At 72.4% G+C, this 15,173-nt stretch carries 14 protein-coding genes; 8 read left to right on the top strand and 6 right to left on the bottom strand.

The window, feature by feature from the left end:
• The first annotated feature begins 39 nt into the window (after nucleotides 1-39).
• Together nadC and AB0I41_RS04345 are read left to right on the top strand one after the other, a co-directional pair.
• Entirely contained in the window at nucleotides 40-936 is an 897-nt protein-coding gene (gene nadC / locus AB0I41_RS04350; protein ID WP_357101715.1) for a carboxylating nicotinate-nucleotide diphosphorylase, read from the top strand.
• Between the two features lie 29 nt (nucleotides 937-965).
• Nucleotides 966-1,724: a type III pantothenate kinase gene (locus AB0I41_RS04345; protein ID WP_357101713.1), complete on the top strand. Its 759-nt coding sequence runs from the start codon at nucleotides 966-968 to the stop codon at nucleotides 1,722-1,724.
• 26 nt (nucleotides 1,725-1,750) lie between these two features.
• Here the strand turns inward: AB0I41_RS04345 and AB0I41_RS04340 are convergent, their stop codons facing one another.
• A complete protein-coding gene (locus tag AB0I41_RS04340; protein ID WP_357101711.1) occupies nucleotides 1,751-2,491 on the bottom strand; it encodes a class I SAM-dependent methyltransferase in 741 nt (246 codons plus the stop codon).
• 91 nt (nucleotides 2,492-2,582) lie between these two features.
• Here AB0I41_RS04340 and lysS point away from each other — a divergent pair, with 91 nt between their 5' ends.
• From lysS to AB0I41_RS04325, 3 genes are all read left to right on the top strand, one after another.
• Nucleotides 2,583-4,091, top strand: coding sequence for a lysine--tRNA ligase (lysS, locus tag AB0I41_RS04335; protein WP_357101709.1), 1,509 nt, complete (start codon nucleotides 2,583-2,585; stop codon nucleotides 4,089-4,091).
• 108 nt (nucleotides 4,092-4,199) lie between these two features.
• The gene (locus tag AB0I41_RS04330; RefSeq protein WP_357101707.1) at nucleotides 4,200-4,550 is read left to right on the top strand and encodes an Lsr2 family protein; all 351 of its coding nucleotides are present in this window, start codon (nucleotides 4,200-4,202) and stop codon (nucleotides 4,548-4,550) included.
• Nucleotides 4,551-5,048: 498 nt separating this feature from the next.
• Nucleotides 5,049-7,580 carry an ATP-dependent Clp protease ATP-binding subunit gene (locus AB0I41_RS04325; RefSeq protein WP_357101705.1) on the top strand — a complete coding sequence of 844 codons (2,532 nt, stop codon included), beginning with the start codon at nucleotides 5,049-5,051 and terminating at the stop codon, nucleotides 7,578-7,580.
• A 74-nt stretch (nucleotides 7,581-7,654) separates the two neighbouring features.
• On the opposite strand, the gene AB0I41_RS04320 is transcribed toward AB0I41_RS04325, so the two are convergent.
• Entirely contained in the window at nucleotides 7,655-8,557 is a 903-nt protein-coding gene (locus tag AB0I41_RS04320) for an A/G-specific adenine glycosylase (protein ID WP_357101703.1), read from the bottom strand.
• Between the two features lie 96 nt (nucleotides 8,558-8,653).
• Between AB0I41_RS04320 and AB0I41_RS04315 the strand changes: the two genes are divergently transcribed.
• From AB0I41_RS04315 to AB0I41_RS04305, 3 genes are all read left to right on the top strand, one after another.
• Nucleotides 8,654-9,166, top strand: a complete 513-nt coding sequence (locus AB0I41_RS04315) for an ACT domain-containing protein (RefSeq protein ID WP_357101701.1) — start codon at nucleotides 8,654-8,656, stop codon at nucleotides 9,164-9,166.
• The gene (locus AB0I41_RS04310) at nucleotides 9,163-9,726 is read left to right on the top strand and encodes a peptide deformylase (RefSeq protein WP_357101699.1); all 564 of its coding nucleotides are present in this window, start codon (nucleotides 9,163-9,165) and stop codon (nucleotides 9,724-9,726) included. Before AB0I41_RS04315 ends, AB0I41_RS04310 begins: the two co-directional genes overlap by 4 nt.
• A 107-nt stretch (nucleotides 9,727-9,833) precedes the next feature.
• Entirely contained in the window at nucleotides 9,834-10,547 is a 714-nt protein-coding gene (locus AB0I41_RS04305) for a hypothetical protein (RefSeq protein ID WP_357101697.1), read from the top strand.
• Between the two features lie 9 nt (nucleotides 10,548-10,556).
• Here AB0I41_RS04305 and disA read toward each other — a convergent pair whose 3' ends face one another.
• The 4 genes from disA to AB0I41_RS04285 all read right to left on the bottom strand — a co-directional run bounded on the left by disA (nucleotide 10,557) and on the right by AB0I41_RS04285 (nucleotide 15,138).
• The gene (gene disA / locus AB0I41_RS04300) at nucleotides 10,557-11,738 is read right to left on the bottom strand and encodes a DNA integrity scanning diadenylate cyclase DisA (protein WP_357101695.1); all 1,182 of its coding nucleotides are present in this window, start codon (nucleotides 11,736-11,738) and stop codon (nucleotides 10,557-10,559) included.
• A 142-nt stretch (nucleotides 11,739-11,880) separates the two neighbouring features.
• A complete protein-coding gene (gene radA / locus AB0I41_RS04295) occupies nucleotides 11,881-13,338 on the bottom strand; it encodes a DNA repair protein RadA (RefSeq protein WP_357101693.1) in 1,458 nt (485 codons plus the stop codon).
• 92 nt (nucleotides 13,339-13,430) lie between these two features.
• Nucleotides 13,431-14,156, bottom strand: coding sequence for a hypothetical protein (locus AB0I41_RS04290; protein WP_357101691.1), 726 nt, complete (start codon nucleotides 14,154-14,156; stop codon nucleotides 13,431-13,433).
• 142 nt (nucleotides 14,157-14,298) lie between these two features.
• A complete protein-coding gene (locus AB0I41_RS04285; RefSeq protein WP_357101689.1) occupies nucleotides 14,299-15,138 on the bottom strand; it encodes a UbiA family prenyltransferase in 840 nt (279 codons plus the stop codon).
• Between the last annotated feature and the right edge of the window lie 35 nt (nucleotides 15,139-15,173).

Here is a 15,173-nt window from a genome sequence, read left to right as displayed (position 1 = left end):
GGTGTTGCGAGCCCCGCAGTCGGGAACTGAGGAGTCGCGGTGAGGGAGTCGACGGAGCGGGCGTTGCGGGCCGGTGGCCTGGACCCGGCGCAGGTGCGGGGGATCGTCGTGGGGGCGCTCGCCGAGGACCTGGGCCCGGACTTCCTCGACGTGACCAGCGTGGCCACCATCCCCGACGCGCAGACCGACACCGCCGACGTGGTCGCCCGCGCCGACGGCGTGGTGGCCGGGCTGGCCGTGGCCGCGGCCGCCTTCGAGCTGGTCGGCGAGGTGACCGGGTCGGACCGTACCGTCGAGGTGTCGCTGGTGGCGCACGACGGGCAGCGGGTGGCGCGCGCCGACGTGCTGGCCACGGTGACCGGCCCGACCCGGCTGCTGCTCACCGCCGAGCGGACGGCGCTCAACCTGCTCAGCCGGATGTCCGGAGTGGCCACCCACACCCGGGCCTGGGCCGACGCCCTGGCCGGTACGAAGGCGATGGTGCTGGACACCCGCAAGACCACCCCGGGCCTGCGCGCCCTGGAGAAGTACGCGGTCCGCGCCGGCGGCGGCACCAACAAGCGGATGGGCCTGCACGACGTCGCCATGATCAAGGACAACCACAAGTTCGCCGCGGGCGGCATCGCGCCCGCCTACCGGCGGGTCCGGGAGGCGTTCCCCGACGTGCCGGTGCAGGTGGAGGTCGACACCGTCGCCGAGGCGGTGGAGGCGGTCGAGGCCGGCGCGGCCTTCCTGCTGCTGGACAACATGACCCCGGAGACGCTGCGCGAGGTGGTCGCCCGGGTGGGTGACCGGGCGGAGCTGGAGGCGACCGGCGGGCTCACCCTGGAGGTGGCGGCCGAGTACGCGGCCACCGGCGTGGACTTCCTGTCGGTGGGCGCGCTGACTCACTCCTCGCCGATCCTGGACATCGCGTTGGACCTGCGGACGGAGTGACCCGCCGCCGGGTTGTCTAGGCTTCGCGTGTGCTGCTCTGCATCGACATCGGAAACACCAACACCGTGCTGGCGACCTTCGACGGCGACAAGCTGGTGCACTCCTGGCGGATCAAGACCGACGCCCGGTCCACGGCGGACGAGCTGGGTCTGATGTTCCGGGGGCTGCTCGCCGGTGACGCGGTGGAGATCACCGGGGTGGCCGCCTGCTCCACGGTCCCGGCGGCGCTGCGCTCGCTGCGGACCATGCTGGCCCGCTACTACGCCGACCTGCCCAGCGTGATCGTCGAGCCGGGGGTGCGCACCGGCGTCCAGCTCGCGATCGACAATCCCAAGGAGGTCGGCTCGGACCGGGTGGTCAACACCCTCGCCGCGTACACCCTCTACGGCGGTCCGTCGATCGTGGTCGACTTCGGGACCACCACGAACTTCGACGTGATCAGCGGCCGGGGTGAGTTCCTCGGCGGCGCCTTCGCCCCGGGCATCGAGATCTCCTTCGACGCCCTGGCCGCCCGGGCCGCTCAGCTGCGCAAGGTGGAGGCGACCAAGCCGCGCTCGGTGATCGGCAAGAACACCGTCGAGTGCCTCCAGTCCGGCCTCTACTTCGGTTTCGCCGGGCAGGTCGACCGGATCGTCGAGCGGATGGCCGAGGAGTTGGGCGAGGTGAAGGCGGTGATCGCCACCGGCGGGCTGGCCTCGGTGGTCATCGGCGAGTGCCGCACCATCACCCACCACGAGCCGATGATCACTCTCATCGGTCTGCGGATGGTCTACGAGCGCAACACCTGATCGTGGGCCGGAAACCCTTCGGTGGTTCAGCGCCGTCGGGATCTGAAGACGAAGGTCCGGTAGGGCAGCTTCACCGTCTCTCTTCCGACCAGGTCGGGGTGACTCGCGAAGAGGTCCCGGAGTTCGCGGTCGATCTTTTCCCGCTCGTTGGGCGGGGCGGTGAGCCAGTACGAGCGGGTGTGCAGCATGCCCACCATCTCGTCAGGGGTGAGTGTGGTGGTGTGGGCGAACTCGCCCAACTCGACCGACTCGAAGGCGGGGCCGAAGTCGCCGTACTTCTCGATCACGTCGCCGGAGGTGTCGCCGAGGTGGGCGACCCGGCTCAGCTCGGCCACCCAGGCCACCCGCTCGTCGCGGGTGTTCCAGATCGGGGCGAACACGCCGCCCGGGCGGAGGACCCGGGCGATCTCGGCGTGCGCCGGCTCCTTGTCGAACCAGTGGTAGGCCTGCCCCACCAGCATCGCGTCCGCCGACCCGTCCGGCAGCGGCACCGCCTCGGCGCTGCCGGCCAGCGGCGTGGTGCCCGGGGTCGCGACCGCCAGCTGCGCCCGCATCCCGGGATCCGGCTCGACGGGTACGACCTCGTGGCCGAGCGCGAGCACGCCACGGGTGAGGATGCCGGTGCCCGCGCCGAGGTCCACCACCCGGGCGGGCGTGGCCAGCCCGTCGAGCGCCCAGCGCAGGGCCTCGTCCGGATAGCGGGGGCGGAACCGGTCATACTCCGCGGCCGCGGCGCCGAACGACAGGGCGTGAGTGGGGTCGGTCATGGGCGGCAGGTTATCCCGTAACGACGACCTGGGCCCTTGAGTACGCTCGGGGGCTGACCCCGCCGATATCTCCCTCCTGAGGAAGAGTGCCGTGACCGAGCAGAACGCCGTGCCAGTGGACCCCGCCGACGACCTTCCCGAGCAGATGAAGGTCCGCCGGGAGAAGCGGGACCGGATGCTCGCCGAGGGCGTCGAGCCGTACCCGGTCGGTTTCCCCAGGACCAGCACGCTGGCCGAGATCCGCGCGAAGTACGCCGAGTTGCCCACCGACACCGCGACCGGCGACCGGGTCTCGGTCACCGGCCGGGTGATCTTCGTGCGGAACACCGGCAAGCTCTGCTTCGCGACGCTGCGTGACGGCGACGGCACCGAACTGCAGGCGATGCTCTCCCTGGACCGGGTCGGCGCCGAGCGGCTGGAGGACTGGAAGCGGTTGGTCGACCTCGGTGACCACGTCGGGGTGACCGGTGAGGTGATCACCAGCCGCCGGGGTGAGCTGTCGGTGCTGGCCGACGAGTGGGCGGTCACCGCCAAGGCGCTGCGCCCGCTGCCGGTGGCGCACAAGCCGCTGAGCGAGGAGGCACGGGTCCGCCAGCGCTACGTGGACCTGGTCGTCCGTCCGCAGGCCCGGCAGATGGTGCGTACCCGGGCGGCGGCGGTGCGGAGCCTGCGTGATTCGCTGCACGGCCGGGGATTCATCGAGGTCGAGACCCCGATGCTCCAGTTGCTGCACGGCGGGGCGGCGGCCCGGCCATTCGTGACCCACAGCAATGCGTTGAGCACCGACTTGTATCTGCGAATCGCGCCGGAACTGTTTCTCAAGCGGGCCGTGGTCGGCGGCGTCGACCGGGTCTTCGAGATCAACCGCAACTTCCGCAATGAGGGCGTCGACTCCTCGCACTCGCCGGAGTTCGCGATGCTGGAGGCCTACGAGGCGTACGGCGACTACGACACGATGGCCGAGCTGACCCGCAATCTGGTGCAGCAGGCGGCGATCGCGGTCAGCGGCTCGACCGTGGTGACCCACGCGGACGGCCGCGAGTTCGACCTGGGCGGCGAGTGGCGGTCGGTGACGCTGTTCGGGGTGCTTTCGGAGGCGCTCGGCGAGGAGGTCACGGTCCGCACCGAGCGGTCCCGTCTGGTGGAGTACGCCGACAAGGTCGGGCTCGCCGTGGATCCGAAGTGGGGCCCGGGCAAGCTGGCCGAGGAGCTGTTCGAGGAACTGGTCGTGCCGGGCCTGGAGGCACCCACCTTCGTGCGCGACTACCCGGAGGAGACCAGCCCGCTGACCCGGGCGCACCGCAGCGAGCCGGGGCTGGCCGAAAAGTGGGACCTCTACGTGCTCGGCTTCGAGCTGGGCACGGCGTACTCGGAGCTGGTGGACCCGGTGGTGCAGCGGGAACGGCTGGTCGCGCAGGCGCAGTTGGCCGCCCGCGGCGACGACGAGGCCATGCGGCTGGACGAGGACTTTCTGCGCGCGATGGAGTACGGAATGCCACCGGCCGGCGGTATGGGAATGGGAATCGATCGACTTCTGATGGCGCTGACCGGCCTCGGAATTCGGGAGACGATCCTCTTCCCGTTGGTCCGCCCGGAGTGACTCCGGAAGCTTCTCCGGGTCGTTACGGCATCCTATTGACGCGTCGAGCATGGCGGGGGTTATTGTGCTCCTATTGCAGGAGCACCCTGCTCGAAAGGAATGTGGGACGTGGCCAAGCAGATCATTCACAAGCTGGTCGATGACCTGGACGGCGGGGACGCGGACGAGACCGTCAAGTTCGCCCTCGACGGCGTTCAGTACGAGATCGACCTGTCGAACTCCAACGCCGACAAATTGCGTGAGGCATTCGGGCCGTACATGACGTCGGGCACCCGGGTCGGTCGTGGTGGCGTGGTCGTGGGCGGCCGGGCCGCGCGGGGTCGGGGCGGCGCCACGGCGGACCGCGAGCAGAACAAGGCGATCCGGGCCTGGGCCAAGAAGTCGGGCAAGGAGATCTCCGACCGGGGGCGCATCCCGCAGGAGATCGTCGACGAGTACCACTCCAAGGCCGGTCACTGACCGAGCGCCAGGGGCGACACGACGCCGGGCCGGAGCACGACTCCGGGCCGGCGTCGCCGTTTTCCGCCGCGGTCGCGGTGTGACGGCAGTGCCCGCTGGGGTGAGGGTGTCCGGCGGGGTCGGCGATGCCGGAGAGGCTGGCGGGGCCCGTGCAGGTGCGTCCGGCTGGCGGGAATTTCCCGCCGTGGACGGCGTTGTCCACAGGCGGTGGAGAATCCGTCCACAACCTGTGGACGAGCCACCGGTCCGCCGGGGAGCTTCCGCACCCGGAGCGAATTTCGCTCTGCGCGTACAGGCCAGGGTCCCGGAACACCTCCTGAGCGCGGATGGTTGGTCAGAACGACGTCAGAACGGCTCATCGCGGGGACACACGACCTCAGCGGAGTCGGTCGGCGGCGATAGAGTAAGGAGGCACGGACGCCCGTCCCGGACGTCCGCGCACCGGCCCCGCCAAGATCTAGGACATCAAGGCGCACGGCACGTGAGGAGCACGAGGGCATGTTCGAGCGGTTCACCGACCGAGCGCGACGGGTTGTCGTCCTGGCCCAAGAAGAGGCCCGGATGCTCAACCACAACTACATCGGTACGGAGCACATCCTGCTGGGCCTGATCCACGAGGGTGAGGGTGTCGCGGCAAAGGCCCTGGAGAGCCTCGGCATCTCCCTCGAGGGCGTCCGTCAGCAGGTCGAGGAGATCATCGGCCAGGGCCAGCAGGCGCCGAGCGGGCACATCCCGTTCACGCCGCGGGCCAAGAAGGTGCTGGAGCTGTCGCTGCGCGAGGCGCTGCAGCTCGGCCACAACTACATCGGCACGGAGCACATCCTGCTCGGTCTGATCCGCGAGGGTGAGGGCGTCGCCGCCCAGGTGCTGGTCAAGCTCGGCGCGGACCTCAACCGGGTCCGCCAGCAGGTGATCCAGCTGCTCTCCGGCTACCAGGGCAAGGAGCCGGCCGCGGCGGGCGCCGCGCCGGGTGAGGCCGCGCCGTCGACCAGCCTCGTGCTGGACCAGTTCGGCCGCAACCTGACCCAGGCCGCCCGCGAGGGCAAGCTCGACCCGGTGATCGGGCGCGAGAAGGAAATCGAGCGGGTCATGCAGGTGCTCTCCCGCCGTACCAAGAACAACCCGGTCCTGATCGGTGAGCCCGGCGTCGGCAAGACCGCCGTGGTGGAAGGGCTGGCCCAGAAGATCATCAAGGGCGAGGTGCCCGAGACGCTGAAGGACAAGCAGCTCTACACGCTGGACCTCGGCGCCCTGGTCGCGGGTTCCCGCTACCGCGGTGACTTCGAGGAGCGCCTCAAGAAGGTGCTCAAGGAGATCCGCACCCGCGGCGACATCATCCTGTTCATCGACGAGATCCACACCCTGGTGGGTGCGGGCGCCGCCGAGGGCGCGATCGACGCGGCGAGCATCCTCAAGCCGATGCTGGCCCGTGGCGAGCTGCAGACCATCGGCGCCACCACTCTCGACGAATACCGCAAGCACCTGGAGAAGGACGCCGCGCTGGAGCGTCGATTCCAGCCGATCCAGGTGGGTGAGCCGTCGCTGGCCCACACCATCGAGATCCTCAAGGGCCTGCGCGACCGGTACGAGGCGCACCACCGGGTCTCCATCACGGACGCGGCTCTCGTGGCTGCCGCAACTCTGGCCGACAGGTACATCTCGGACCGCTTCCTCCCGGACAAGGCGATCGACCTGATCGACGAGGCCGGTGCCCGGATGCGGATCCGTCGGATGACCGCGCCGCCAGACCTGCGCGACTTCGACGAGCGCATCGCCCAGGTGCGTCGCGACAAGGAGTCCGCGATCGACGCGCAGGACTTCGAGCGCGCCGCCCAGCTGCGTGACAAGGAGAAGCAGCTCCTCGGTCAGAAGGCGCAGCGGGAGAAGGAGTGGAAGGCCGGTGACCTGGACGTCGTCAGCGAGGTGGACGACGAGCAGATCGCCGAGGTGCTCGGCAACTGGACCGGCATCCCGGTCTACAAGCTGACCGAGGAGGAGACCTCGCGCCTGCTGCGCATGGAGGACGAGCTGCACAAGCGCGTCATCGGCCAGGAGGACGCGGTCAAGGCGGTCTCGAAGGCGATCCGGCGTACCCGGGCCGGCCTGAAGGACCCGAAGCGTCCGTCCGGTTCGTTCATCTTCGCCGGCCCGTCCGGCGTGGGTAAGACCGAGCTCTCCAAGGCGCTGGCCGAGTTCCTGTTCGGCAGCGAGGACGCCCTCATCCAGCTGGACATGTCCGAGTTCCACGACCGCTACACGGTCTCCCGGCTGGTGGGTGCCCCTCCCGGCTACGTCGGGTACGACGAGGGTGGTCAGCTGACCGAGAAGGTGCGGCGTCGGCCGTTCTCGGTGGTCCTCTTCGACGAGATCGAGAAGGCCCACCCGGACGTCTTCAACACGCTGCTCCAGATCCTGGAGGACGGCCGGCTCACCGACGGTCAGGGTCGGATCGTGGACTTCAAGAACACGGTCATCATCCTGACCACCAACCTCGGTACGCGGGACGTCGCCAAGGCGGTGTCGCTGGGCTTCCAGGCCTCTGAGGACTCCGAGTCGACCTACGACCGGATGAAGCAGAAGGTCAACGACGAGCTCAAGCAGCACTTCCGGCCCGAGTTCCTGAACCGGATCGACGACACCATCGTCTTCCACCAGCTGCGCCAGAACGAGATCCTCTCGATCGTGGACATCATGATCCAGCGGATCGAGACCCAGCTGCGCAACAAGGACATGGGCCTGGAGCTGACCGACAACGCCAAGAAGTACCTGGCGAAGAAGGGCTTCGACCCGGTGCTGGGCGCCCGTCCGCTGCGTCGCACGATCCAGCGCGACATCGAGGACAACCTCTCCGAGCGGATCCTCTTCAACGAGCTGACCTCGGGTCAGATCGTGGTGGTGGACTGCGAGGGCGACCCGGAGGACATCGACAAGTCCAAGCTGGTCTTCCGCGGCTCGGACCGCCCGGCCGAGGTGCCGGACGCCGTCCCGGCCGACCTGGGTGGCGCCGCCACCGCGGGGGCGGACGAGTAAGGACGACAGTACGAGGGCGACGGCCCGGTGGCGAAAGCCACCGGGCCGTCGCCCTTTTCGTGCGCCCCGACGTGTCAGCCGACGGGTTGGGTGGTGGGGCCGTCGCCGGCCAGGCGGAAGGAGGCCTCGCTGACCGGCTCCACCAGGCCGTCGGTGACCAGCCCGGCCAGCGCCCGGGCCCGCTGCACGTCGTCCTGCCACACCTGGTCGAGCCGCTGGTGCGGGACCGGACCGGTGGCCTCCCGGAGCACCCCGAGCAGCAGTCCGCGTACCTGCCGGTCGGTGCCGGCGTACCGCTGGGGGCGCCGGGTCGGGCCGGCGGGCGCCTCCTGACCGGAGGCCCGCCACGCGCAGACCGACTCGACCGGGCAGACCGCGCACCGCGGGGACCGGGCCGTGCAGACCATCGCGCCCAGCTCCATGAACGCCGCACTGGCCAGCGCGGCGGCGGCGGGTTCGACCGGCAGCAGCTCCTCGCAGGCGACCAGGTCGGCCGGTCGGGTGGCCGGTCCGGCGTCCGGCTCGCCGGCCACCGCCCGCGACACCACCCGCCGGACGTTGGTGTCGACCACCGGGTGCCGCTGTCCGTACGCGAAGGCCGCCACCGCCCGCGCGGTGTACGTGCCGACGCCGGGCAGCGCCAGCAGCTGGTCCAGTTTGTCCGGCACCTCGCCGCCGTGCCGTTCCACGATCGCCACCGCGCAGTCCCGCAGCCGGACCGCCCGGCGGGGGTAGCCGAGCCGCCCCCACATCCGGATCGCCTCGGCCGGCGTGTCGGCGGCCAGCGCGGCCGGGTCCGGCCAGCGGGCCAGCCAGGCCTGCCAGGCGGGCAGCACCCGGACCACCGGGGTCTGCTGGAGCATCACCTCGCTGACCAGGATCGCCCAGGCGCCGACCCCGGGCTCGCGCCAGGGCAGGTCGCGGGCGTTCTCCTCGTACCACCGGCTGATCAGGGTGGCGAAAGTGGGTTCGGTCATCGCGCCGCCGATGATGTCACGCGGGGTGGTCCCGGAGGATGGGCGGGCCGGGCGGGGCGACGTGGCGGGCCGGCGCGGATCGTGCAGAATGCCCGGATGAACGAGCTCGCGATCACCGTCATCGGCCGGGACCGGCCCGGCATCGTGGCCGATGTCGCCGAGGTGCTCGCCCGGCTCGGCGCGAACCTCACCGACTCCACCATGACCCGGCTGCGCGGTCACTTCGCGATGACGCTGATCTGCGTCGGCCCGGCCGCCGCCGAGGTCGAGGCCGCCCTGGCGCCGCTCGCCGCCGACGGCCACCTGCTGGCGACCGTACGCGCGGTCACCCCGGACGGGGCGGCGACGCGGGCCGGCGGGCCGTACGTGATGGCGGTGCACGGCGCGGACCGGATGGGCATCGTGGCGGCGATGACCCGGGTGCTCGCCGACGCCGGCGGCAACGTGACCGACCTCAGCACCCGGCTCGCCGGTTCGCTCTACGTGGTGGTCGCCGAGGTGGACCTGCCGCCGGGCACCGCCGACGAGCTGGCCGAGCGCCTCGCGGCCACCGCCGCCGAGTTGGGCGTCGAGGTCTCCCTGCGGCCGGCCGACCCGGACCTGCTGTGAGCGAGGAGGAGTACGGCGGCCTCGGCGACTGGACTCCGGAGGCGCTGGCCCTGCCCGGCGAGGTACGTCCGGTGGTCGCCGCCCCCCACCCGGCGCTGAGCCGACCGGGCGGCGCGGTCGACCCCACCGCGGCGGAGACCGTCCAGCTGGCGGCCGACCTGATCGCCACCATGCGGGTCTCGCCGGGCTGCGTCGGGCTGGCCGCGCCGCAGGTCGGCGTGGGCGCGCAGGTCTTCGCCGTGGACGTCACCGGTCACCCGAAGGCGCTCACCGTGCACGGTGCCTTCGCGCTCTGCAACGCACGGGTGGTGGAGGCGACCCGGTGGAAGCCGGGGCGGGAGGGCTGCATGTCGGTGCCGGACCTGACCGGGGACGTGAAGCGGGCCAGCCGGCTCGTGGTGGAGGGCGAGCTGCCCGGCACCGGCGAGCCGGTGCGGCTGGTCACCGACGGCTTCGAGGCACGCGCGCTGCAACACGAGATCGACCACTGCACGGGGCTGCTCTTCCTCGACCGGGTCGCCGGTGCGCACGCCGTCTACCAGCGCAAGGTCTACCTGTGACCGGCCGCCGTCGGCTGTCGTGAGTGGAGTGTGGAGGCGGTGATCCGGGCGGCGTCCGGCGCGTCGCGACGGGTCCCCGTGCGGTGCGCCGCTACGGTGGGGGCATCATGCGTCTGACGGTCGGTCCCCTGCCATCCGCCGTGTACTGGCGGCGTCGCGCCGTCGTACTCGGAGCGGGGCTTCTCTTCCTGATTGTCCTGCTCTATTCCTGCAACCAGTCGGGGGACACCGCCACGACACCGGGGGCGAACACCACCCCGACGTCGCCGGCCGTCGATCCGTCACCGACTCCGGCACCCGCCTCCGGGTCCGCCGCACCGCCGGCCACGCCGGAGGCGCCGAGCTCCGGGGGCGGTCCGGCCGCCGACCCGGGTACGTCCACCGAGCCCCCGGCCGCAACCGGCGGCCCGGCCGTGGTCGACGACGGCACCTGCACGGATGCCGAGCTCAGCGTGACACCGCTGGCGCTCCCGTCCGAGGTGCGGCGGGGCGCCCTGGTCGACCTGACGTTGAAGGTCAGGAACACGTCGCAGCGGACCTGCAGCCGGGACGTCGGCGCCGACCTCCAGGAGCTGTACGTCAAGTCCGGTGCGGAGAAGGTCTGGTCGTCGGACACCTGCGGCACCGGCAAGGGCTCGGACGTGCAGTCGTTCACCCCGGGCTTCGAGCGTTCCTACCAGCTGACCTGGAACGGCAAGGACGCCAGCCGGTGCGCCGGCGGGGTGGCCGCCGGGCCGACCCCGCCCGCCGGGACGTACCAGGTCTTCGCCCGCGTCGGCACCAAGCACAGCGAACCGGTGAAGCTGGTCATCACCGGCTGACCGGAGCGATCAGACGTACCGCTCCAGGATGGACGCCTCGGCGAGCCGGGACAGGCCCTCCCGTACGCCCCGGGCCCGGGCGTCGCCGACCCCGTCGACGGCTTGGAGGTCCTCCACGGTGGCGCCGAGGAGCCGCTGGAGGCTGCCGAAGTGCACGACCAGCCGGTCGACGATCGCCACCGGGAGTCGGGGCACCTTCGCCAGCAGCCGGAACCCGCGCGGGCTGACCGCCGCGTCGAGGGCGTCGGAGGCGGCCGGGTAGCCGATCGCCTTGGCCACCGAGACCAGGTCGATCAGCTCGGTCGCGCCGAGCAGGTCCAGCTCGACCAGCGCCTCGTCGAGCGTGCGCGACTTGCGACCGGTGGGCAGGTAGTCGCGGATGACCAGGGTGCGGTCGGCGTCCACGCCGGCCATCAGCTCGTCGAGCTGGAGGGCGAGCAGCCGGCCGTCGGTGCCCAGCTCCACCACGTACCCGGCGATCTCGTCGGCGATGCGGCGGACCATCTCCAGCCGCTGCACCACGGCGACCGCGTCCCGTACGGTGACCAGGTCCTCGATCTCCAGCGCGGAGAGGGTGCCGGAGACCTCGTCCAGGCGGAGCTTGTAGCGCTCCAGGGTGGCCAGCGCCTGGTTGGCCCGGGACAGGATCGCCGCCGAGTCGTCCAGGACGTGTCGCTGGCCGTTGACGTAGAGGCTGATGATCCGCATGGACTGGCTGACCGAGATGACCGGGTAACCGGCCTGCCGGGCCACCCGCTCCGCGGTGCGGTGCCGGGTGCCGGACTCCTCGGTGGGGATGGACGGGTCGGGCATCAGGTGCACGGCCGCCCGGACGATGCGGGTGCCGTCGCTGGAGAGCACCACCGCGCCGTCCATCTTGCACAGCTCGCGGACCCGGGTGGCGGAGAACTCGACGTCGAGCGGGAACCCGCCGGTGCAGATCTGCTCGACCACCTTGTCGTAGCCGAGGACGATCAGCGCGCCGGTGCGGCCGCGCAGGATCCGCTCGAGACCGTCGCGCAGCGCGGTGCCGGGCGCCATCAGGGCGAGGTTGGCCCGCAGTGGATCGCCGGCGCTCCCGGCGCCCCCGGTCACGCTCACGCTGATCGGGCGGGCGGGCGAGCCCACGGCGCCGGTGCGGGCGTGGGGTGTCGCGCCGGCGGGCTTGGTGGTATCGCGGTCGGTCGGCACGCGCACAGTCTACGGACTGCCGTGCGGTGGGTGCTGTCGTGGTTACCGTGATGTGTCACGGCGTCGGATCCCTCCGTGCCGGCGCGGGCGCCGGGCCTTGTCCGGTATGGCCCGCGCGGTCCGGCCCGGCGGCCACCGTCGGTCACTCGGCGGATGCGCGGGCGACACACTGGAGCGCCGACCGCACGTCAGTGACCTCCATCACCTGCATGTTCTCCGGGGCCACCCCGGTGCTGCCGGGCCCGCAGCCGGACGGCACCAGCGCGACCCGGAAGCCGAGCCGGGCCGCCTCGGCCAGGCGGCGCGGCACCGCGCCCACCCGGCGCACCTCACCGGTCAGCCCGACCTCGCCGATCGCCACCAGGTGCGGCGCGATGGCCAGGTTGAGCCCGCCGGAGGCGACGGCCAGGGCGACGGCGAGGTCGGCCGCCGGCTCCACCACCCGGATGCCGCCGACGGTGGCGGCGAAGACCTCCCGGTCGTGCAGCGTCAGCCGCTCGGTGCGGCGCTGGAGCACGGCCAGCACCATGGCCAGCCGGGCCCCGTCCAGCCCGGAGACCGTACGCCTCGGCGAACCGGCCACCGTCGCGCCGATCAGCGCCTGCACCTCGGTGACCAGGGCCCGCCGCCCCTCCATCGCGACCGTCACGCAGGTGCCGGGCACCGGCTCGGAGTAGCGGGTCAGGAAGAGCCCGGACGGGTCGGCGAGGCTGCTGATGCCGCCCTCGTGCATCTCGAAGCAGCCGACCTCGTCGGCGGCGCCGAACCGGTTCTTGACGCCCCGGACCATCCGCAGCGACGAGTGCTTGTCGCCCTCGAAGTGCAGCACCACGTCGACCAGGTGCTCCAGCACCCGGGGGCCGGCGACCTGGCCGTCCTTGGTGACGTGGCCGACCAGCACGGTGGCGACGCCGCGCTCCTTGGCGACGGCGACCAGCGCGGCGGTGACCGCCCGGACCTGGGTCACCCCGCCCGGCACCCCCTCGGTGCCGGTGGTGGAGATGGTCTGCACCGAGTCGAGCACCAGCAGGCCCGGCTTGACCGCGTCGAGGTGGCCGAGCACCGCGCCCAGGTCGCTCTCGGCGGCCAGGTAGAGCTGGTCGTGCAGGGTGCCCATCCGCTCGGCGCGCAGCCGGACCTGGCTGACCGACTCCTCGCCGCTGACCACCAGGGAGGGGCTGCCCGCCCCGGCGGCCCACTGCTGGGCCACGTCGAGCAGCAGGGTCGACTTGCCGACCCCCGGCTCGCCGGCGAGCAGCACCACCGCGCCGGGCACGAGGCCGCCGCCGAGGACCCGGTCGAGCTCGCTGACCCCGGTGGGCCGGGCCCGGGCCGGGGCGGCGCTGATCGTGGCGATCGGCCGGGCCGGCTCGGCCGGCATCCGGGAGCTGACCACCCGGCCGGAGACCATCGGCCCGGTCACCGTGCACTCGACCACCGAGCCCCACTCGCCGCACTCCGGGCAGCGCCCCACCCACTTGGGCGGCTGGTGCCCGCAGGCGTCGCACTCGTAGGCCGGGCGGGGCTCGCGGGCGGCCCGGCCGCGGGACGCGCCGGAGGCCGCGCCACCGCGCGCCGAGGTCGATCGGGAGGTGGTCACCACAGGACGCTAACCCCCTCGTACGACGAAAACACCGTCGGCGTGGTGGTCACCACGCCGACGGTGTCGTCGGCCGTTCGTCGCGGCGCCGGTCAGCCGTGGCCCCCGGTGTTGTGCTCCTCGCCGGTGCCACCCTCGCGGGTGATGATCGGGGAGACCTGGGGGGCCGGGGTCAGCGGCACGGCGATCGGAGCGTTCGTGCGGAGGGTCCTGCCGTTGCCGAAGTCGAAGGTCAGGTCGACCTGCTGGCCGACGCGTACCGACTCGTTCAGCCCGACGAGCTGGAGGTGGCGGCCAGCGTGCATGTTGAGCTGCAGGTAGCTGAAGGCCGGGATCTCGAAGCGAGCCGGCTGCCCGGCCGGGGCCGACGCGCTCTCCGACGGGCTGGCCGAGGCCGAGCCGGACGGCGACGCGCTCCCGGACGCCGACGCGCTCTCCGAGGGGGAGGCGCTCTCGGACGGCGAGGCGCTCTCCGACGGGGCCGGCGAGCCCGCCGTGCCGGTGATCACGACCTCCCGCGCGCTGTCCGTGGTGACGGTCACCGTCACCGGGCTCTGCGTGTCGTTGTAGATCACGGCGTTGATCGCGGCGTTGCCACCGCTGCGAAAGCCCTCGGTGCCGGGGTACTCCACGTAGAGGCCGCGCACCTTGTAGGCGTTGTCCGGAGTCTGGACGTCGACGCCCTGGATCGACGGGTCCTTCACGGCGGTCTCCGCCACCTGGCCGGCCCCGCATCCCGTCGCCAGCAGGGCGGTCGCCGCCGCCATGCCGGACAGCAGCAGGGCCGCCCGCCGGGAACCCCTGATCGAGCGCGTCACGTCGGTCCTCCTCGTCACGATCCCCACCCGGCCGTACCCCGGGCGCGGGGTGGTCATACCCGCGCAGACCGCGCTCCAGGGTAGTTGGGGCTGATCGACGGTCGCACGCCGACCCGGTACTGCCACCTGGGCGGGTGCGGGGTCAGATCACCCGACCGCTCGCCACCAGCAGCACCACATCGATCAGGGCCACCACCATCACCGCCCGGAAGGCCGCCACCGGCCGTCCACCGGCCCCGGTCGCGGCGCGTCCGCCGTACCAGCCGAGGGGTGGCACCACGGCGGCGGCCGCCACGGCCGACAGACCCAGCCACGACGGCGGCCCGGGCGGCCCGGCGACCAGGGTGACGGTCGCGGCGAGCAGCAGCCCGGCGGCGGCGACCCGGCTGCCCGCCGGACCGAGCCGGTGCGGCAGCCCGCGCACCCCGGTGCGGGCGTCGTCGGCGAGGTCCGGCAGCACGTTGGCGAAGTGCGCCCCCGCGCCGAGGCTGGCCGCGGCGGCGACCAGCCAGGCCGGCGGTGCCGGCTCGCCGGGCAGGGCCAGCACCACGAAGGCGGGCAGCGACCCGAAGGAGACCGCGTACGGCAGCACGGAGACCGGGGTGGACTTCAGCGGCCAGTCGTAGAGCAGCGCCGAGGCCAGGCCGATCGTGGCCCAGAGCGCGGCGGTCGGGTTGGTGGCCAGCGCCAGCAGCGGGGTCGCGAGGGCCGCGAGCACCGCGGCCAGCGCCACCGTGCGCCGGCGCACCGTGCCGGCGGCGACCGGCTTGTCGGTACGCCCCACCGCCGCGTCCCGCCCGGCGTCGAGCACGTCGTTGGTCCAGCCGACGGCGAGCTGGCTGGCCAGCACCGTCGCGGCGACCGCGGCGACGCCGGACGGAGGGTGCCCGGCCCCCCACGCGAGCAGGCCGGCGACCGCGGTGACCGCCGCGGACGGCTCCGGATGGCTCGCCCTGACCAGCCCTAACACCGTCGACGACATAAGGGAAGTCTGGTCGTTACCGGGGAGTCGTGCCA

It is taken from the genome of Micromonospora sp. NPDC050200 (genome assembly GCF_040656135.1).
Taxonomy (GTDB): domain Bacteria; phylum Actinomycetota; class Actinomycetes; order Mycobacteriales; family Micromonosporaceae; genus Micromonospora.
Note: the sequence above shows the minus strand (reverse complement) of the source record. Positions and strands in the feature narration are given on the sequence as shown.